Below are 19,182 nucleotides of genomic sequence, written 5' to 3'. Positions count from 1 at the left end.
TCGTCTCACTCTCCGTTCGCGCGCAGGACGGCGACCGTTGCGGCGCCGGGGTCGGTGATGCACAGGCGGCCGTCGCCGGCGGCCCAGCCCAGGCGTCCGGGGTCGGTGCCCTTCGTTCCGGTGTACTTCCAGCGCAGCTTGCCGTCGGCCGGGTCGGCGGCCCAGACGACCCCGTCCGCACCCATCCGGTAGACGTTGCCGTCCGCGCAGAGCAGCCGGGCGCCGCCCGGGATCGAGGCCGTGGAGGCCCCGGGGCCCGGCGAGGCCGGCGAGGCCGCCGTGCCCGGTGAGGACGCCGGGCTCGCCGCCGGCTCGGCGGGCAGCGGCGTACGCCACGCGGTGCGGCCCGTCGCGGCGTCCAGGGCCCCGAGGGAGAACCCCCCGTCGTCGTCCTTCAGCAGGACGTACAGCAGCGCGCCGTCCGGGGCGGAGGCGACGGCTCCGCCCCGGACGCTCATCCCGACGACGCCGGGGACGTTCCAGACCTCGGCACCGCTGTCGGGGTCGAGGGCGCGCAGGCGGCCGTCGGCGTCGACGACGAGGTAGTGGCGGGCGGAGGCCTCGAAGGCCTCCGCCGCGAAGGCCTTCGTCCAGGCGGCCTTGCCGGTCGCGTCCAGCGAGACCAGTGCGCCGGTCGTCGCGAAGAGCGCCTTGTCGCTGCCCTCGGGCAGGGCGGAGAAGTACAGGGCGGTGCCGTCGCCGTACCACCAGGCGGTCCGCCGCGCCTTCAGGTCGAGGCACCAGACGTGCACGCCCTGCGGCAGCGGGCCGTGGTCCTGCCCGTCGCCGAGCCCGATGACGTACGCCCTGCCCGCCCGCGCCCCCGGCACGAACAGGCCGCCCTTGGTGTGCGGCTGGTCCAGGGAGGCCGTCCACTCGGCCTTGCCGGAGGCCGCGTCGATGGCCGCCACGGCGGTCCGCCCGACCGGGAGCGTGGCGGTCATGCCGGCCACGTACAGCCGTCCGTCGTGGAACGCGGCGACGGTGCTGGGGGTCGGGCCGTACACCGCGAAGGTGATCCCGTTGTCCGCGCCGCGGACCGTCCACCTGGGGCGGCCGCTGTCGTCGAGTGCCTGGACGTCCTGGAGGGTGACGCACATGACCAGCCCGTTCGCGGGGACGACCTGGGCGCTCGGGGAGTTCAGCTGCGCCTTCCACGCCAGGCGGGCCTCGCGTACGCCGTCCCCGTCGGGCCGCGGCACGCGCGGGGCGCCGCGGCTCCCGCCGCCCCGGGTGCCCCCTCCCGGTGAGCCGGCGATCCAGGCCACGGTGGCTCCGGCGGCGGCGACGGCCCCGCCGGCCAGGCCGAGGAGGATCCGCCGACGGCTGGCGGTGGCGGGCTGCGGACGCCCGGCGGCGTCGGCACCGGCGGGCGGGCCTTCGTGGACGAGCGTGCCGTCCGGGCCGGTCGCGGGCGGCCCGTGGGGCGGTTCGGGGGTGTCGGCCGGCAGGGCCGTCAGGACGGCCCGCGCACGCAGTACGTCGCCCGCCACGGCCTCGGGCAACCACCCGCCCGAGGGGACGGGCGGGCCGGCGCGTTCGACGTGCTCGGACACCTCGCGCGGCGTCGGACGGTCCCCGGGATCCTTCGCGAGGCAGGCCCGGACGAGGTCCCGCAGGCCGGGCGGGAGCATGCCGGTGTCCGGATCGGTGTGCACGATGCGGAACAGGACCCCCGCCGCGGCGCCCTCGCCGAAGAGGTGCTCCCCGCTCGCGGCGAAGGCGACGGTGGAGCCGAGGGAGAACATGTCGCTGGCGGGGGTGAGGGCCTGGCCGACGGCCTGCTCGGGCGACATGTAGGGGGCCGAGCCGATGATGGCGCCGGTGGACGTCATGGCCGTGCCGTCGACCGCGCGCGAGATGCCGAAGTCGATGACGTGCGGCCCGTCGAGGGCGAGGAGGACGTTCGCCGGTTTGAGGTCGCGGTGGACGAGTCCGGCGCCGTGCACGCTGGCCAGGGCCTCCGCCAGGCCGGCGGTCAGCGTCCACAGCGTGCCCGCCGGGAGGGGACCCCGCTCGATGACGGCGCGGTCCAGCGGGACGCCCACGACGAACGCCGTCGCCATCCACGGCACGTCCGCCTCGGTGTCGGCGTCCACCACGGGCGCGGTGAACGCCCCGGAGACCCGCCGGGCCGCCTCCACCTCGCGGCGGAAGCGGCCGCGGAACACCTCGTCCCGGGCGAGGTCGGTACGCACCACCTTCACCGCCACGGTCCGGCCGCCGGCGGAGCGCCCCAGGTAGACGGCGCCCATGCCGCCGCTGCCGAGCCGCCCGACCAGCGCGTAGGGCCCGACCCATCGCGGGTCCCCGTCGCCGAGCTGCTTCATCGTGCCCCTTGGTGAAGGTCCGTGACGAGCCGTCAGTGAAGCCGTCGCGCGGGCGGGAGCCCGCTCGCCGGACCAACATACGCGCGTGGATCTCCGTGCTCCACCCGGGAGTTGGGGATTCACACGGACGATCCGGGAGCGGACCGGTGCCCCACCGTTCGCCGCGTGCACCGGCGGGGGCCTCCGTCTCAGGTCCGGCTCGGGGCCGGGCCCGGTTCGGGGTGCGGTGCGTCGTCGTGCCGGGGCAGCAGGAAGGGGGTGGCCAGCATGAGGAGACCGGCGGCGGCGATCGCGGCGCGGGGGCCGATCACACCGGCCAGCAGGCCCCACAGCCCGGTCAGGGCCGCGACGGTCGCCTTGCTGCTGACCGACCACGCCGACAGGGTGCGGGCGACCCGGTCCGCCGGGACCTGTTCGAGCCGGTAGGCGGCGAACACCGGGTTGAACACGCCCATGCAGGTGATCAGTCCGAACTCGACGACGACCACGAGCGCAAGCCCACCCGCGCCGGGCCCTACGAAGGCCAGCGCGAGCGACCAGCACGCGCGCAGCGCCCCGGCGGTGAGCATGACCCCGTGCCGTCCGAACCGGTCGACGAGCCGGGGGGCCAGCCGGGAGCCGATGATGCCGCCGACACAGGGCAGGCCGAACGCGAGCCCGTACTGCCAGGGCGCGAACCCGAGGTCGTCGAGCATGAGGACGGCGAGCGGCGGCAAGGCCGCCAGGATCAGGCCGCTGACCAGGACCGTGTTGCAGAACAGGGGGCGCAGGGTCGGATGGTTCAGGACGTACCGCCACCCTTCGAGCAGGTCGCCGCGCCGGATCCGCTTCCCGTGCGCGGCACTGCGCGCGGGAGGCGGCTCGCTGCCGCCGATCGCCCGGATCCCGGCGGCCGACAGCAGGTAGCTGACGGCGTCGGCCACCAGCGTCGTCATGGGGCCGAACAGCCCGATCGCGGCCGTGCCGACGGGCGGTCCGAGGACGGTGGCGGTCCAGGTCGTGGATTCGAACCGGCCGTTGGCGACGAGCAGGTCCTCCGGCGGCACGAGTGCCTTCAGGTAGGCGCCGCCGGCCGCGGTGGAGGCGATGCCGGCCGCGCCGACGACGACGGACACGACCAGGAGCTGGGCGAAGCCGAGCAGGCCGAGGGCGTACGCGGCGGGGACGCTCAGCAGTGCCGCGAACCGGGTCAGGTCCGCCGCGACCATGACCGGCCGCTTGCGGCGGAACTCCACCCACGGCCCGAGGGGCACCGCCAGCGCGGCCCCCACGGCGAGGCCCGCGGCCGCCAGCACCGACACCCGGGTCGGCCCGGCGTGCAGTACGAGGATCGCGATCAGGGAGAACGCGTCGAACGCGAGGAACGTGCCGAATGCGCTGACCGCGTACGCCGCCCACAGCCACCCGAACTGCCGGCCCAACGACCTCCTGCCCGCCATGCTCGCCGCCCCCTCGATGTCCCACCCGAACCGACCCGCGTCGACCCGCGTCGACCGGGACGAGCAAAGCGGTCGGCGCGACGGCAGGTCAAACGGCCGCCCTCCGGCTCCGGGGTTCCGTCGGCAGCCGGCGGACATACTGGGTGGTTCGCGACGTCTGTCCCGCACGGCTCCAGCGGCCGCAGCGTATCCACTCCACGCCGGCGTGAGCGGGTGATGGAGGCCGCATCTGGATCCCACGATTGCGCAGCTGCGCAGTGGCTCCGGCTTCGCCAGCTGCATGACGACACCAGAAAGCAGGGGCCACCACCTGCTGCCCCCACCGGTCATAGACAAGTTCCGAAACGCAAAAGGCAACGGGGCCCGTGGAACACTCCACGGGCTCCGTTCCTCACTCAAAACGGTCAGTCGGTGCAGTACCTCTGGATCGCGGTGGCAAATGCGGATGTGAAGGCCGCGTCATGTGCTTCCTGCGCGGCCTTCTGAGCCGCTGCGTCGGGCACGAGCCCCTGCCGCAGTGGTTTCGGTTCCGCCTTGGCTGCGCAGTTCCCGGCCTGTGCAAGCTCCCTGCCGATGGTGAATCCTTCTGCGGCGCCGGCCTTCCGCGCGGCGTCGATGGCGTTCTTGTTGACGGTGTCCTGGGCCGCCTGGCCGCTCAGGCATGTGGCGTTGAGCCCGCCGCCCGATGCTGTGTATTTGCCGTTGGGCTGGTCATTGGCCGTGAACTTGCCGTCCTCGCCGACGGTGACCAGTACACCACCGGGACCGTCGGTCTGGTCGACGGTGACCTTGCCCTTCTTGAAGCCTTCACCAGTAATGATCGACTTGGTTGCGTCGCCCGGCTTCGGTTCGACAAAGCACTGTGCGGTAGGCAGCGCCTCCGGGACCGCCGCATATACAGCCGCTGCAGCGGGACCGCATGCGAGCGTACCGGCGAGCAGGGAGGCGCGCAGCATGAGACCAGTGCGCTTGTACATCTCTTTAGTCCTCACACCTGTGGGAGGGGCGAGGGCAGGACGCGAGAGGGCGATAGGCCCGCCCAGCGACCGGGATCGAGCGCGGTCGCCTGGCTAGCGCATGCCGTCGGTCGGGTGCTTCCCGCAAGCGTTCCGATCCGCCCCAGAAGGAGTTGTCTCCTCTATCGTCCCCCGCGCACCCGACCATGTCGAAACGGGCGCCTGCGACCGATTGACCACTCGACTGTCCCGCATCTGTTGAGCCGTCAAGCACAGATGCCCCGGCTGCCTCAGGCGGCCCGCCGCGGCGCCGGTGCTGCCGCAACCTCGCGCGGCATCTGCCTCTCCGAGTGCCGCATCAGATCGGTCCTGCATATGACGCTGCTGCGGGCAAGCGCCGCAGCGTGCCGGCGAGCGGCGACGGTGGTGGGCGGCAGTGGCTGCAGCCACACGTGAATGTACGTCGGGTCGTGCCAACCAGAGGCCGGCTTGGGTGTGGGTGAGTAGGTGGGTGAGTTCGGCGCGGAGGGGGTGGGGCCGGGGGGCGGGGTACCGCGCTGCGTCCCCGCTGGTCCTGGGAGCGCTCTCAGGGGGTGGGGGCGTGCGTTTATCCTGGTCGCCGTCGGACCAGTGGTGCGGCGCCGACCTTGGAGGGAGACGGGAGTGACTGCCTTGCCCGAGCAGACCGCGGGGTCGTCGCGCCCCACGCTGGAAGCCGTGGCCGCGCGGGCCGGCGTGTCCCGGGCGACGGTCTCACGGGTCGTCAACGGCGGTGCGGGCGTGCGCCGGTCGGTGGCGGACAAGGTGCGCGAGGCGGTGCGGGAGCTGGGCTACGTACCGAACCGCGCCGCCCGGTCGCTGGTCACGCGGCGTCACGGTGCGGTCGGCGTGATCATCGCGGAGCCGGAGTTCCGGATCTTCTCCGACCCGTTCTTCGAGAAGCAGGTGCGCGGCATCAGCCGGGAGCTCACCGCGCATGACACCCAGCTGGTGCTGCTCTGGGTGGAGGGCCCCGGCGACCACGAGCGGATCGCGCGCTACCTGGACGGCGGCCATGTGGACGGGGCGCTGGCCTTCTCCCTGCACAGCGACGACCGGCTGCCCGCACTGATCGCCCGCAGCCGGGTCCCCGTGGTGTTCGGGGGGCGGCCGGCGCCGGGGGCGGGGCCGCAGGTGCCGTTCGTCGACTGCGACAACCGCGGCGGCGCCCGCGAGGCCGTACGGCACCTGGTGTCCCTGGGGCGCCGCCGTATCGCGCACATCGCGGGCCCCCGCACGCAGACGTCCGCGCTGGACCGGATCGCCGGCTACCACGACGTCCTGACCGACGCCGATCCGGAGCTGCTGTGCCAGGGCGACTTCACCCTGGAGAGCGGGGCCCGGGCGATGGCCGGGCTGCTGGACCGGCGGCCGGACCTCGACGCCGTCTTCGCCGCCAACGACCTGATGGCCGCGGGCGCGCTGCGCATCCTGCGGGAGCGCGGGATCCGGGTGCCGCAGGACGTCGCGGTGGTCGGTTTCGACGACATGGACTCCGTGGTCCGCGATGCCGTACCGGCGCTCACCACCGTGCGGCAGGACGTCGAGGGCATGGGCCGGCTCATGGTCGGGCTGCTGATGCGGGTGCTGGACGGGGCGGCCGACGCGGCTTCGGCGTCCGTGATCACGGAGACGGTGCTCGTCCGGCGCGCGTCCGCGTAGCGGGCAGGCGGGCGGCGCGGCCGCGGGCGGCGGGGGCGGGGCCGTGTCGCCCTCGCCCCGCACCCGCCGCCCGCAGCCCGTTCGCCCTCCCCCGCCGCCCGCAGCCCGTTCGCCCTCCCCCGCCGCCCGCAGCCCGTTCGCCCTCCCCCGCCGGTGTCAGTCGTACGGGACGACCAGTACCGAGGCGTCCGTGCCCGTCCGGAGGCGGGAGTCCGCGGTGCCGATCGCGCTCCAGAACTCCAGGCGAACCGTTCCGCCGCGCAGGTCGCCGAGCGTGCCCGTGGCGGCCTTCAGGCCCCGGCCCTGGTGGTATTCCTCCCAGCCGGGGACCGGGTCGGTGGCGAAGTAGTGGTAGGTCTCCGTCCGGTCGAAGGCGCCGTCGCCGGTGAGGTCGTAGCTGACCCGGACCTGCTGGCCGAGGCCGACCGCCGTACCGGCGTCCACCGGCAGGCGGAACGCGGTCGCGCCGCCCGCCCGCAGCCTGCCGGTCACGTTCCGCGCCTCGTAGACCAGCGGCTCGTACGGGGTGCCGTCGTGGTTGGCGCCGTCGGCCGAGGGGACGGTGTCGCTGCCCGCCGTGCCGCCGGCGGACGTGGTGAGGACGCCGCCGGAGCGGAGGTGGTAGGTGTGACCGCCCGAAGGGCCGGGGTCGGGGTCCGGGTCCGGGTCGGTCCCGCTTCCGGTGGCGGTGGCCGTGGAGCGGGGCGGCACGGTCAGGGTCCGGCCGTCGGAGAAGGTGACGGTGCGGGCGGTGGCGCCGTGGTTGTGGGCCGCGTAGGTGCGGGTGCCGTTCTTGCCGAAGACCGCGGAGGTGGGGATGTCGCCGGTCACCGACGGGTCGGGGGCGCCGAGCGCGTTCAGGACGGTGATCCAGTGCTGGGTGTGCGCCTTGGACTCCCCCGCCTCCGGGGTGTAGGCGGCCTGGCCCGCGTCCCACCGGGCCTTCGCGGCTCCCGGGTCGGCCAGTGACTGGAACTCCCAGAGGATGTCGCGCCATTCGGCGGCGGGTCCGCCGTTCTCGCGTTCCATCTCGGCGATGTTGCGCCGGATCGCCTCCTTGCGCCCGCCCAGGTGGAGCGAGCCGCCGGTCACGGGGAGCACGTTGATGCCGTGGATCTCCTCGGGGTTGGCGGTCCACCAGGTGGCGTAGGCGGCGCCGCTGCCCCACACCATGCCGACGGTGTCGTGGCCGAAGGAGGCGGGGAAGACCTGCCCGTCGGCGTCGAACCAGTACTGGGCGATCGCCTCGCCCTCGGTGGCGAGCAGGTACGAGCCGAGGTCGCGCAGGCCGGTGTCGCCGGTGGCCGAGCCCCACAGCACGAGGGCGGCGCTGAGGTTGGTGGACTCGGAGGACGACTCCTGGTTGTTGCCGGCGGCGAAGCCCTGGTGTCCGGAGGCCCAGCTGTGGCCGGCGTAGACGTCGAAGCCGCGCAGGAAGGGGAAGGCGCCGTCGGTGCGGGAGGGGTTGGCGGTGTCGCGGACGAGGGTCTTGACCATGCCGCCCCAGGCGGAGTCGGCGGCCCAGCCCGGGTCGTACTGGGCGACGATCGCGGCCGCGTACACGTAGTAGCCGTAGTGGAAGTGGTGGTCGTTGAGCTCGTTGTCGCTGCCGTAGGAGGCCGGGTAGCCGGTGAGGGTCTTCCAGGTGCGGTCGTACGAGAACTCGTTCGCGCCGCCCGCGGTGAACCAGTCCTGGAGGCGGCCCTTGAGGAGGGCGAGGAGCCGGTCACGGGTGGCGGTCTCGCCGATCTGGTCGGCCAGCGGCACGAGCTGGGCGAGCCGGCCGAGCGCCTTGCCGGTCCAGTAGGTGTCCACGGCCCCGGAGAACGGGTCGGCGGCGTACGCGGCCTCGTTCAGGCGGCCCCGCAGCGCGGCGGTGTCGACGTCGCCAGTGCGGGGCAGGGCGGGCAGCACCGGGGCGGTCTTCTGGGTGGTGGTGAAGGCGGTGCCCTCGCGGACCTTCATGGTGCCGCGCGGGGAGACGTACGCGTAGGGGGTGAGGGGGTCGGTGGTGTGGAGCCACTGGTGCCGGTAGAGGGCCTGGAGGGTGCCGCGTTCGGTGCCCTCCTTGGCCTCGGTGGCGAGGGTGTAGGTGGCGCGGACGGTGCCGCCGGCGGTGCTCCAGTCGACCCGGGATCCGGTGACGAAGCTGAAGGCGTACTTCCGGTATGTCGCGAGGGCGTCGGGGGAGGGCAGGACGGCGACGGAGAAGTAGTCCCTGCCGCCGAGGGCGGCACTGATCGTGGTGTCGGCGACGGTCCAGTCGGTGCCGGTCGGGGCGAAGAGGGCGTAGTGGTGGCCGGCGACGGTGATGCCGAGGACGTTGCCCTGGTCGGCGAAGACGGTGGGGGTGCCCGCGGTGGTGATCCGGGCGCTGCCGCCGGAGCCCTGGGCGTACACGAAGGGGCTGCCGTGGCCGATGGTGGTGCGCAGGGTGCGGGTGCCGTCGGACCAGTACGGGGTGACGGTCCAGTCGGACCAGGAGTCGGCCCTGGCGTCGGGGGAGTTCAGGCCGGTGAGGCCGAGGGTGAGGTCGCGCTGGTGGGCGAACTCGTACTGGCGGCCGTCCCCGACGACGGCGGGGGTGGTGGGGTAGCCGACCTCCAGCCCGCCGGCGACCGCCCGGTAGCTGAGGGGGTGGCCGTACATGGGGGTGGAGTACGGGTTGTCGCCGTAGCGCTGGAAGGCGAGCGAGGACCACCAGTCGTTGGTGGGGACCGGCCTGCCCGCGGCCGCGGGGGTGACCTTGGGGGTGACGGGGGAACCGGTGTTGTTGGTGGGACCGGAGGTTCCGGTGGGGCGGGTGTCGGAGTAGCTTCCGGCGCCGACCGGGACGGTGGCGGCTGCCGCGGGGGGCGCGGCCGGTCCGAGACCGAAGGCCGTCAGGGCGACCGCGAGGGCGGCGGCGGCCAGGCCGAGAGGGGTGGCTCGGCCGAGGGGGGCGGCTCGGCCGAGGGGGGCGGCTCGGTGCGCGTGGGGGACGGGCACGGGGGAACACCTCATGTCATCTCATGTCATCGCGGTGGTCATGTCCGGGACTCGTATCCGAGAGCGCTCTCAGCTGGCCGGAAACGTAAGACTCCCGAAACGGGGGTGTCAAGAGACCGTGCTACAGCGGAAGTTGGGGCTGATTCCGGGCCAATGCTCCTTCGACTCTTGACGGAACACATGCGCCGCGGGCACGCTCCCCACGCCGACTGAGAGCGCTCTCAGCGATGCGTTCCCGTCCGACCCCGCAGCCAACGGAGGCCTCCCATGCCCACTGCCGCAGCCGCCACGAGAACCGCCGGAAAAGGCGCCGGGAGAGCCGGCGGCAGGGCGTCCGGCCGCCTGGTGGCTGTCGCTCTCGCCGGGATCCTGCTCGCCGCTTGCGGCGGTTCGCCGGAGGGTGCCTCCGACCGCGCGGACGGCGGCAGGGTCACCATCACCGTGGACCTGTTCGGGTCCTTCGGCTACGAGGAGGCCGGGCTCTACGCCGAGTACGAGAAGCTGCACCCGGGCGTGACCGTCAAGCAGACCGACACCGAGGACGAGGCCGACTACTGGAAGTCGCTGCAGACGCGGCTGGCCGGCGGCGCCGGTCTCGCCGACGTCCAGGCCGTCGAGGTGGGCCGGATCGCCTCCGTCGCGCAGCAGCAGGGCGACCGGTTCGAGGACCTGCGCACGTACGGCGCGGGCGCGCTCGAGAAGGGGTTCGCCGAAGCGACCTGGGCGGCGGCCGCCGGGAAGAACGGCGAGGTCCTGGGCCTGGGCACCGACGTGGGACCCGAGGCGATGTGCTACCGCACGGACCTCTTCGCCCGTGCCGGCCTGCCCACCGACCGCGAGGAGCTCGCGCAGAAGTGGTCGACCTGGGACGGCTACCTGGCCCTCGGCCGGCAGTACCAGGCGAACGCCCCGGGCGGGAGCGCCTGGCTCGACAGCGTCGGCAGCCTCTACTCCGTCATGATCGGCCAGCAGAAGGAGCGCTACTACGACGCCTCCGGCAGGCTGGTCTGGGAGACCAACCCGGCCCTGAAGGCGGCCTGGGAGGCGTCGGTCACGGCGGCGCGCAGCGGGCTGAGCGCCAAGCTGGACCAGTGGTCGCCGCAGTGGAACCAGGCCTTCGCCGCCGGCTCCTTCGCCACGCTCCCCTGCCCCGCCTGGATGCTCGGCTACATCAAGGGCCAGGCCGGGGACGCCGGCCGGGGCAAGTGGGACGTCGCGAAGCTGCCCGCCGGCGCCGGCAACTGGGGCGGCTCGTACCTCGCCGTGCCACGGGCGGCCAAGCACAAGAAGGAGGCGTACGAGCTGATCGCCTGGCTCACCGCGCCCGAGCAGCAGGCCAAGGTCTTCCGCGAGCAGGGCAACTTCCCGTCCGCGACCGGAGCCATCGCGCAGATCGCGGACGCCACCGACCCCTACTTCTCGAACGCGCCGATCGGCCGGATCTTCGGCGAGGCCGCGAAGGCTGCCCCCGTGCAGGTCCTCGGCGCCCACGACCAGAACATCGCCCAGCAGATCACCAACGCCCTGGGCGAGGTCGAGCGCAAGGGCACGGCCCCCGACCAGGCCTGGGCGAACGCCCGCAAGGGCGTGGAGAACACCGTCGGCTGACCGGCCCGCCGGCAGGTCCGCAGGCTCCCCCGCCCCACGCCCGCCGCCGCCCCGGCCCGCCCCGCCCCGCCCCGCCCCCAACCAAGGCACCGACTCTTCCCGAAGGGCCGCACCGTGACCCTCGCAGCACCCCTCCGGCCGCCACCGGCCCGGCCGGCGGCGGCCCGGCCGTCCACCGTCCGGCGTGCGTGGCGCACGGTCTCCCCGTACGCCTACGTCGCCCCGTTCTTCAGCCTGTTCGCCGCATTCGGGCTGTTCCCGCTGCTGTACACGGCGTACGTGTCGCTGTACCGGGTGGAGCTGCAGACACCCGGCGACATGCAGTGGCGCGGCCTCGGCAACTACGCCGCGCTCCTCGGCGACGGGTTCTTCTGGACCTCGCTGCGCAACACCTTCACCATCGGGGTGCTCTCCACCGTCCCCCAGCTGGTGATGGCGCTCGGCCTGGCGCACCTGCTCAACCACGAGCTGCGCGGCCGGACGTTCTTCCGCACGGTGATGCTGCTGCCGTACGCGACCTCGGTCGCCGCCGCCACGCTCGTCTTCGCCCAGCTGTACGGCCGCGACTTCGGCCTGGTCAACCAGCTGCTCGGGCTCGTCGGCATCGGCCCGGTGGACTGGCAGACCGGCACGGTCGCCTCCCAGGTCGCCGTCTCCTCCATCGTCGTCTGGCGCTGGACCGGGTACAACGCGCTGATCTACCTGGCCGGCATGCAGTCCGTCCCGCACGAGCTGTACGAGGCCGCCGAGCTGGACGGGGCGTCACGCTGGCGGCAGTTCCTCCACGTCACCCTGCCCGGGCTGCGGCCGACGATCGTCTTCACCGTCGTCGTCTCCACCATCGGCGCGACCCAGCTGTTCGGCGAGCCGCTGCTGTTCGAGGGGTCCGTCTCCGGCGGCATCTCCCACCAGTACCAGACGCTCGGCCTCTACCTGTACGAGCAGGGCTGGGGCTTCTTCCACCTGGGCCGGGCGGCCGCCGTCGCCTGGGTGATGTTCCTGCTGATCCTGCTGGTCGTCGGTGCCCACGCCGTGGTCGGGCGGCGCCGTGCCCGTAAGGAGGCCTGCCGGTGACCGTCCTCGCCGATCAGCCGGGCGACCCCCCGGCCGAGCCCCAGGCCGCCGATCGGTACGCCCGGGGCGGGCTCCGACGCCCGGTCCGGGGTCGCGGCCGGCGTTCCCGCGCCGGGCGCACGATGCGGGGCGGAGCGGTCGCCCACGCGGTCCTCGTCCTCGCCGTGCTCGTCTCGGCGTTCCCGTTCTACTGGACGGTCGTCGCGGCCAGCCGCTCCAACGCCGACCTGGCCAAGGTGCCGCCGGCGCTGCTGCCCGGCCCGAACCTGGCGCGCAACTTCGAGGCCGTGGTGGAGGAGGCCGACATCGGCCGGGCGCTGGTCAGCTCCCTCATCGTGTCGGGGTCGGTCACCCTCGGCACCGTCCTGTGCTCCACCCTCGCCGGGTTCGCCTTCGCCAAACTGCGCTTCCGCGGCCGCGGCGCCCTGCTCGCGGTCACGGTCGGCACCATGATGATCCCGCCCCAGCTGGGCGTCATCCCCCTGTTCATGCTGATCGCCGAGCTCCAGTGGGTCAACCAGCTCCAGGCCGTGATCCTGCCGGGTCTGGTCTCCGCCTTCGGCGTGTTCTTCATGCGGCAGTACCTGGTGCAGTCGCTGCCGGACGAACTGATCGAAGCGGCCCGCGTCGACGGCGCCTCCACCGCCCGGATCTTCTGGTCGGTCGTCGTCCCCGTCGCACGGCCGGGCATGGCCGTGCTCGGCCTGCTGACCTTCATGGCCGCCTGGAACGACTTCTTCTGGCCCGTCGTCGCCCTCTCCTCCTCCGAGCCGACCGTGCAGGTCGCCCTGCGCCAGCTCGGCGGCGGGTACGTCAACGACCAGTCCGTCATCATGGCCGGCACCCTGCTCGGAACGCTGCCGGTGCTGCTGGTGTTCGGCCTGCTCGGCCGGCAGATCGTCGGCGGCATCATGCAGGGCGCGGTCAAGGGCTGAGCCCGCGCCCCCTCCCCTCCCCTCCCCTCCCCTCTTCTCCTCCTCACCTCCGGGAGTTCCACCCTCATGACCGCGCTCGACGCCCGTCCCCGCGCGGGGGCGACGCTCCGCTTCCCCGAACGCTTCCGCTGGGGCACCGCCACCGCCGCGTACCAGATCGAGGGAGCCGCGGACGAGGACGGTCGCACGCCGTCCATCTGGGACACCTTCAGCCGCACCCCCGGCAGGGTGCGCAACGGCGACACCGGCGACATCGCCGCCGACCACTACCACCGCGTGGGCGAGGACATCGCACTCATGCGACGGCTCGGCGTCACCGACTACCGCTTCTCCATCGCCTGGCCGCGCGTCCAGCCGACCGGCCGGGGGCCCGCCGTCCAGAAGGGCCTGGACTTCTACCGCCGTCTCACCGACGAGCTGCGCGCGGCCGGCATCCGCCCCGTGGCCACCCTCTACCACTGGGACCTCCCCCAGGAACTGGAGGACGCCGGCGGCTGGCCGCACCGGGAGACCGCGTACCGCTTCGCCGAGTACGCGGGCCTCGCCGCGGAAGGACTCGGCGACCGCGTGGCGACGTGGACCACCCTCAACGAGCCCTGGTGCTCGGCCTTCCTCGGCTACGGCAGCGGGGTGCACGCCCCGGGCCGCACCAGTGCCGTCGACTCGCTGCGCGCGGCCCACCACCTCAACCTGGCCCACGGCCTGGCCGTCCGGGCGGTGCGTGCCGCCGTACCCGCCCGGGCCGAGGTGTCGCTCACCCTCAACCTCCACGCGGTGCGCTCCCGTACCGACGCTCCGAGGGACCGGGACGCGGCCCGCCGGATCGACGCGGTCGGCAATCGGATCTTCCTCGATCCGGTCTTCCACGGGCGCCTTCCGGAGGACCTCGTCGATGACACGGCGCCCGTCACCGACTGGTCCTTCGTCGAGGACGGGGACCTGCGGGCGGCGGCCGAGCCGATCGACGCGCTGGGCATCAACTACTACTCCCCCACGGCGGTCGCGGCCGGCGCCTCCCCGTCGTCCCCGTCACGGTCCCTGTCGCCCTCGCCGTGGGCCGGTGCGGAGCGGCACGTCCGCTTCGTCCCCGTCCCGGGCCCGCGCACGGCCATGGACTGGCCCGTCGACTCCGGCGGGCTGCACGAGCTGCTGCTCCGGCTGCGGGACGACCTGCCGCACGTACCGCTGGTGATCACCGAGAACGGTGCGGCGTACGAGGACTACGCCGACCCCTCGGGGGAGGTGAAGGACCCCGAGCGGGTCGCCTATCTCCACGCGCACCTGGCAGCCGTGCACCGCGCCATCGAGGACGGGGCCGACGTCCGCGGCTACTTCCTGTGGTCCCTGCTGGACAACTTCGAATGGGCCTACGGCTACAGCAAGCGGTTCGGCATCGTGCACGTCGACTTCCCGACGCAGCGCCGGACGTTCAAGAGCAGCGCCCACTGGTACGCCGACGTCATCGCCCGCGGCGGCCTCCCCACCCGGCCCTAGGACTTGTCCGCCCGATCATGTGACTGTTCCACACTCGGGCCGTTGCCATGAGCATGGGGCGTGGTGATCTGACAGATGCCGAGTGGGAACGGCTGCGGCCGTTCCTGCCGGTCAGTAATGGTCGTGGTCGGTGGCGGGATCACCGGCAGGTGATCGACGGGATTCTGCACCGGGTGCGGACCGGGGTGCAGTGGCGTGACCTGCCCGAGCGGTTCGGGCCGTGGAAGACCGTGTATGAACGCCACCGGCTGTGGTCGGCCGATGGGACTTGGGAACGTCTGCTCCAGCAGGTCCAAGCCGCGGCCGACGCCGCGGGTGAGATCGACTGGGATGTCTCGGTGGACTCCACCATCGTGCGGGCTCACCAGCACGCGGCCGGTGCTCGCACGGCCCCGCCGCCTGTGCCCGCGTCCAAGGGGGCTCAGGCAGTAGAACACCAGGGCGAAACGGCGGGGCAGGGCCTGCTCGCCCGGTTGGTGGAGGTGGTGCTGGAGGTGAGGGTCTGGGTCGCTCGCGAGGCGGGTTCACCAGCAAGCTGCACCTGAGCGCGGACGGCCGCTGCCGCCCCCTGTCGCTGGTCGTCACGGGCGGGCAGCGGGCAGACTGCACCCAGTTCAAGCGGGTCCGGGAGAAGATCCACGTCCCCAGGACTGGTCCCGGAAGGCCGCGTAAGAAGCCTGGCAGTCTGGCCGGCGACAAGGCATACAGCAACGGGTCTTGCCGCCAGTACCTGCGGCGGCGGGGTATCCGGCACACGATCCCGGAGAAGAGTGACAGCCAGGCGGCCCGCCTGCGCAAGGGCTCACGCGGCGGACGGCCACCGGGCTTCGACGAGGACCGCTATAAGAAACGCAACACCATCGAGCGTGCGATCAACCGCTTGAAGCAGCCCCGGGCGGTCGCCACTCGCTAGGACAAGCGCCGCTACGTTTTCCTCGGCACCGCCACCGCAGCCGCTCTTGTCACCTGGCTCCGAGCATGACCACTCGAACAAGTCCTAGGCTCTACCCGTGCTCGACCAAGATCCTTTCACTGTCTGCTATCGCACCCTTCTGCCGTGGGCGCAGCCTTCCCGGCAGGACGATCTTCACCGTGCCATGCGGACCGCCGTGGAACGCTCGCTTGTGGTGCTGTGGGGCCACATAGACCCGGGGAAACGGGCTACTGACGCTGACGTCCACGCGATCGTCGCCGCCTCTGACGCGTACGTCCAGGGCTGGTTCGACGCCGTGATCCGCCCGGCTACCCACTATCCCCCGAACGGCCGGGGATGGCCGTCCTCCCTGGGCGTGTGGCTGGATACCTCCGCAAACCATGGCCGGGGCAAGGCCTTCCGTCACACCATCGCCGAGAACCTCGACCTCTTCGCGAGGTTCCCTTTCTGGAGGACGCTGGAACTGGTCCAATGCGCCGAGCACGCCGCCCGAACGGCGACGGGAAGTCCCAGGCAGCGGGCTGCCGATGCCACTGCTGAGGCCCTGCGGTGGGCGTGGACCCGTCACGCCGACAGACTCGGCTGGGACGACGCCGAGTGGTACGAGTACGTGGAGGTGCACGAGCTGATCGGCTGGACGACCGCGGCGCTGCAACTTCCTGGGGTGAGGCCGTCCCAGGCTGCCGACCGGGTGGAAGGGATCGCCGAACAGAGGTGGGACGACTGGTCACCGTGGACGTCGGATGAACTACCGGCACCGTTCATTGCCCAGGCGGCGCAAGCTGTGGCGGACTGTGTGACGGCAGGCGCGGCTCCGTCCTCACCGCCCTGGTCATCTGGCTCCGAACATGATCGGGCGGACAAGTCCTAGTGACCTGAGTCGGAGATTCGTCGGCAGTAAGCGGCGACCTTGTCGAGGATCTCGTCGGCTGTCTTCGTCCAGACGAAGGGCCTGGGGTGCTCGTTCCAGTTGGCGAGCCAGGTGCGGATGTCGCGTTCGAGTGCCTGGACGGAGCGGTGGACGCCTCGGTGAAGCTTCTTCGTGGTGAGTTCGGCGAACCAGCGCTCGACCAGGTTCAGCCATGACGAGCCTGTCGGGGTGAAGTGCAGGTGGAAGCGCGGATGCGCGGCCAGCCACTTCTTGACCGCCGGAACCTTGTGGGTCCAGGATCAGGTGGACTTCGAGGTCTGCCGGTACTTCCTTGTCGAGTTTGAGTAGGAACTTCTTGAACTCCACCGCACGGTGACGGCGGTGGAGTGAGCCGATGACCTTGCCGGTCGCGGTGTCCAGGGCGGCGAAAAGAGTGGTGGTGGCCGCACGCACGTAGTCGTGACTGCGGCGTTCGGGCACCCGGGCATCATCGGCAGGACCGACTGGGACCGGTCCAGGGCCTGGATCTGCGACTTCTCGTCCACACACAGCACCAGGGCCCGCTCCGGCGGGTCCAGATACAACCCGACCACATCGCGGACCTTGTCGATGAACAACGGGTCCTTGGACAGCTTGAACGTCTCGGCCCGGTGCGGCTGGAGGGCGAATGCCCGCCAGATCCGTGAGATCGCCGACTGCGACATGCCGGTCGCCGCGGCCATCGACCGCGTCGACCAGTGAGTCGCGTCCTTCGGCGTCTCCTCCAGCGTCTTGACGATGACGCGCTCCACATCGGCATCGGTGATCTTCCGCGGGACACCGGGTCGGGGCTCGTCGCACAGGCCGTCCAGCCGGCGTTCGAGAAACCGCCGCCGCTATGCGCGGACGGTGTCGGTGGTGATGCCCAGGCGCCGGGCGACCTCCGCGATCGCGTGTCCGTCCGCGCTCTCCAGCACGATCCGTGATCGCAATGCCAACGACTGGGCACTTGAACGACGACGCACCCACGACTGCAACATCGCCCGCTCAGCATCGGAGAGCACCACCGGCGGGATCTTCGGTCCAGGACGACTCACACCAGACCAACGACAAATCTCCGACTCAGGACACTAACAGCCGGAGGAGGAACCGTCGTTCTCTGCCGTCGCGTACACCGAGAACCAGATGCGGGGTCCGGTGGCGTCGGCCTCCGGCCCCGGATCCGTGCCGTAGGCCTCGCGCACCTCCTGCGCCGTGTGGAAGCCGAGCGTGACGCTCGGTCGCCCCTGGGACTCGAAGCAGACGCGGTGCCGCTGGTCGTCCTGCGCCGGGCGGTGGTCCCCCGCCGGCCGCCACCCGACGTTCGGCGCGGCCCGCTCGTAGTACTCCCGCACCTCCTCGCGGCTCCCGCCGTATGCGTACAGCCGCCCCGCGTACAGCCAGGCGACGCCGCTCTCCTCGGTGCAGTGCGCGTCGGGCCCCGCCCCGTCGCCGAGGGGCGTGGCCCGGTCCGGGCGGAGTTCCAGCACCGGCAGCTTCGCCAGCTCCGCCACGGCTGCGTCCGTGCCCTCACAGCTCCCGAAGGCCGGGGGGAGGGAGCACCCCCCGAGCGCGGACGCGAGGAGCAGGAGGGCGCACAGCGCCCGCAGACCAGGCATGTTCATGCCGGAAGTATCGCAACGTCGGAGGAGGGTTCAGCGCAGTACGGCCGCCAGCAGGTCGGTGCCCAGCGCCGTCAGGTCGGGCAGGTTGAGGGCGTACCGGACGTAGCGGCCCTGCCGCCGGGCCGTGAGCAGGCCCGCGCGGCGCAGGACGGCCAGGTGACGGGACACCTCCGGGGGTGAGAGCTCCCAGGCGTGGGCCAGTTCGCCGGTGGTGTGCGAGCCGCGGGCCAGGGTCCGCAGCAGCCGCAGCCGTACGGGGTGGGCGAGCGCCTCCAGCCGCAGGGTGACCGTCTCCAGCGGTACGGGCTCCGCGGGTGCCGCCTCGGCGACGGGGTACTGCACCACCGGTTGCCACCCGGGGGCGTGGACGGCCGCCAGGTGCGGGCGACCGAAGACACTGGGTATGAAGGTGACCCCACTGCCGTGGGCGGAGGTCGTCTTGTCCAGCAGCTTGTCCACGACGATGTGGTCGCCGTCCGGTGCAAGGCGGACCGCACCGGACACCGCTGCGAGTGCCGCCGCGACGCCCTGGTGTTTCAGCAGGTCGTTCTTCACGCGCAGGTCGGTGGCGAGCTGCACGACGACGCCCGCCCAGGCGGCGTCGAAGAAGGCCTCCGCGCACTGTTCGAGGGTGCGGCGCACCCGCGCCCGTACGGCGGCCGGGTCCGCGAGCAGCCGCTCCGCGAAGGCCTCCTGCCGTGCGCCGCGGGCCTGGGCCAGGTTCAGGGCCCGCTCGCGCACCACGGCGTGGGTGAGCGGCGACGGTACGGCGGAGTGGACCCGGTTGCCGCACGTGGCCACGAGCGCGGCGGTCACGTACGTCTCGTCGTCGATGCGGTCCACGTCGTCCAGTTCCTCGGCGAGGGTGGGCCGGGGCCGCGCGGGGAGCAGGAAGTCCGCCTGTGCGGAACGCCAGAGGAACTCCGCCTCGCGCAACCGCTCGGCCAGTGCCGGGGGCAGCCCGGCCCGGACGTCCGCGGCCCAGCCGCCGAGCTGCGGGTGGTGTCCGGGTTCGGCGAGCACGTGCAGCATCGCGGTCAGCTCGGCCAGCGGGGAGGCGGCGAACCGCAAGCGCTCGGGCGGCAGGCCGCCGATGTCGATCCTCAACGTCACCCCTACATGATCACTGCCTCCGGTACGTCCGCGACGAGCGCCCGGAGGCCGAGCGGGCCGCCCGCAGTGCCTTCCGCAGAGGCGAGCCGGCACCGC

12 protein-coding genes and 2 pseudogenes are annotated in these 19,182 nt (G+C 72.6%); 7 read left to right on the top strand and 7 right to left on the bottom strand.

Translation table 11 applies throughout. The features are described 5' to 3' along the window. Positions 1-5 precede the first annotated feature (5 nt). From ACSHWO_RS36825 to ACSHWO_RS36815, 3 genes are all read right to left on the bottom strand, one after another. Positions 6-2,330: a protein kinase domain-containing protein gene (locus ACSHWO_RS36825; protein WP_438319631.1), complete on the bottom strand. Its 2,325-nt coding sequence runs from the start codon at positions 2,328-2,330 to the stop codon at positions 6-8. Between the two features lie 188 nt (positions 2,331-2,518). Further along, positions 2,519-3,769: an MFS transporter gene (locus ACSHWO_RS36820; protein ID WP_438319630.1), complete on the bottom strand. Its 1,251-nt coding sequence runs from the start codon at positions 3,767-3,769 to the stop codon at positions 2,519-2,521. Positions 3,770-4,173: 404 nt separating this feature from the next. Then, on the bottom strand, positions 4,174-4,746 hold the full coding sequence (locus ACSHWO_RS36815) for a hypothetical protein (RefSeq protein WP_438319629.1): 573 nt from the start codon (positions 4,744-4,746) through the stop codon (positions 4,174-4,176). Between the two features lie 651 nt (positions 4,747-5,397). Between ACSHWO_RS36815 and ACSHWO_RS36810 the strand changes: the two genes are divergently transcribed. Further along, a complete protein-coding gene (locus ACSHWO_RS36810) occupies positions 5,398-6,426 on the top strand; it encodes a LacI family DNA-binding transcriptional regulator (RefSeq protein ID WP_438319834.1) in 1,029 nt (342 codons plus the stop codon). A 156-nt stretch (positions 6,427-6,582) separates the two neighbouring features. Here the strand turns inward: ACSHWO_RS36810 and ACSHWO_RS36805 are convergent, their stop codons facing one another. Further along, complete coding sequence (locus ACSHWO_RS36805; RefSeq protein ID WP_438319628.1) at positions 6,583-9,429, bottom strand: glycosyl hydrolase; 2,847 nt, start codon at positions 9,427-9,429, stop codon at positions 6,583-6,585. 252 nt (positions 9,430-9,681) lie between these two features. Between ACSHWO_RS36805 and ACSHWO_RS36800 the strand changes: the two genes are divergently transcribed. From ACSHWO_RS36800 to ACSHWO_RS36775, 6 genes and pseudogenes are all read left to right on the top strand, one after another. Then, the gene (locus tag ACSHWO_RS36800; protein WP_438319627.1) at positions 9,682-11,022 is read left to right on the top strand and encodes an ABC transporter substrate-binding protein; all 1,341 of its coding nucleotides are present in this window, start codon (positions 9,682-9,684) and stop codon (positions 11,020-11,022) included. A gap of 114 nt (positions 11,023-11,136) precedes the next feature. Further along, the gene (locus ACSHWO_RS36795) at positions 11,137-12,096 is read left to right on the top strand and encodes a carbohydrate ABC transporter permease (protein WP_438319626.1); all 960 of its coding nucleotides are present in this window, start codon (positions 11,137-11,139) and stop codon (positions 12,094-12,096) included. Beyond that, the gene (locus ACSHWO_RS36790; protein WP_438319625.1) at positions 12,093-13,031 is read left to right on the top strand and encodes a carbohydrate ABC transporter permease; all 939 of its coding nucleotides are present in this window, start codon (positions 12,093-12,095) and stop codon (positions 13,029-13,031) included. The genes ACSHWO_RS36795 and ACSHWO_RS36790 overlap by 4 nt, the downstream gene beginning before the upstream one ends. A gap of 66 nt (positions 13,032-13,097) precedes the next feature. Further along, entirely contained in the window at positions 13,098-14,525 is a 1,428-nt protein-coding gene (locus ACSHWO_RS36785; protein WP_438319624.1) for a GH1 family beta-glucosidase, read from the top strand. A 53-nt stretch (positions 14,526-14,578) separates the two neighbouring features. Further along, a pseudogene (locus ACSHWO_RS36780) lies at positions 14,579-15,507 on the top strand (IS5 family transposase). Positions 15,508-15,535: 28 nt separating this feature from the next. Then, positions 15,536-16,330, top strand: coding sequence for a hypothetical protein (locus tag ACSHWO_RS36775; protein WP_438319623.1), 795 nt, complete (start codon positions 15,536-15,538; stop codon positions 16,328-16,330). Here the strand turns inward: ACSHWO_RS36775 and ACSHWO_RS36770 are convergent. The 3 genes and pseudogenes from ACSHWO_RS36770 to ACSHWO_RS36760 all read right to left on the bottom strand — a co-directional run bounded on the left by ACSHWO_RS36770 (position 16,327) and on the right by ACSHWO_RS36760 (position 19,086). Further along, a pseudogene (locus ACSHWO_RS36770) lies at positions 16,327-17,349 on the bottom strand (IS630 family transposase). The gene ACSHWO_RS36775 and the pseudogene ACSHWO_RS36770 sit on opposite strands and share 4 nt — an antisense overlap. A gap of 90 nt (positions 17,350-17,439) precedes the next feature. After that, positions 17,440-17,973 carry a hypothetical protein gene (locus ACSHWO_RS36765; protein WP_438319622.1) on the bottom strand — a complete coding sequence of 178 codons (534 nt, stop codon included), beginning with the start codon at positions 17,971-17,973 and terminating at the stop codon, positions 17,440-17,442. Between the two features lie 30 nt (positions 17,974-18,003). Continuing rightward, complete coding sequence (locus ACSHWO_RS36760) at positions 18,004-19,086, bottom strand: DUF5937 family protein (RefSeq protein ID WP_438319621.1); 1,083 nt, start codon at positions 19,084-19,086, stop codon at positions 18,004-18,006. Positions 19,087-19,182: the final 96 nt, after the last annotated feature.

It is taken from the genome of Streptomyces pallidus (ex Mingjun et al. 2026) (assembly GCF_051550185.1).
Classification (GTDB): Bacteria; Actinomycetota; Actinomycetes; order Streptomycetales; family Streptomycetaceae; genus Streptomyces.
The sequence above is the reverse complement of the archived record's forward strand: the minus strand, read 5'-3'. Positions and strand labels throughout refer to the sequence as shown.

Excerpts from the sequence above, each read along its gene's own strand:
- ACSHWO_RS36800 (WP_438319627.1), top strand. The coding sequence starts at position 9,682 with ATGCCCACTGCCGCAGCCGCCACGAGAACCGCCGGAAAAGGCGCCGGG.
- ACSHWO_RS36815 (WP_438319629.1), bottom strand. The coding sequence starts at position 4,746 with ATGTACAAGCGCACTGGTCTCATGCTGCGCGCCTCCCTGCTCGCCGGT.
- ACSHWO_RS36805 (WP_438319628.1), bottom strand. The coding sequence starts at position 9,429 with ATGAGGTGTTCCCCCGTGCCCGTCCCCCACGCGCACCGAGCCGCCCCC.
- ACSHWO_RS36765 (WP_438319622.1), bottom strand. The coding sequence starts at position 17,973 with ATGAACATGCCTGGTCTGCGGGCGCTGTGCGCCCTCCTGCTCCTCGCG.
- ACSHWO_RS36785 (WP_438319624.1), top strand. The coding sequence starts at position 13,098 with ATGACCGCGCTCGACGCCCGTCCCCGCGCGGGGGCGACGCTCCGCTTC.
- ACSHWO_RS36820 (WP_438319630.1), bottom strand. The coding sequence starts at position 3,769 with ATGGCGGGCAGGAGGTCGTTGGGCCGGCAGTTCGGGTGGCTGTGGGCG.
- ACSHWO_RS36825 (WP_438319631.1), bottom strand. The coding sequence starts at position 2,330 with ATGAAGCAGCTCGGCGACGGGGACCCGCGATGGGTCGGGCCCTACGCG.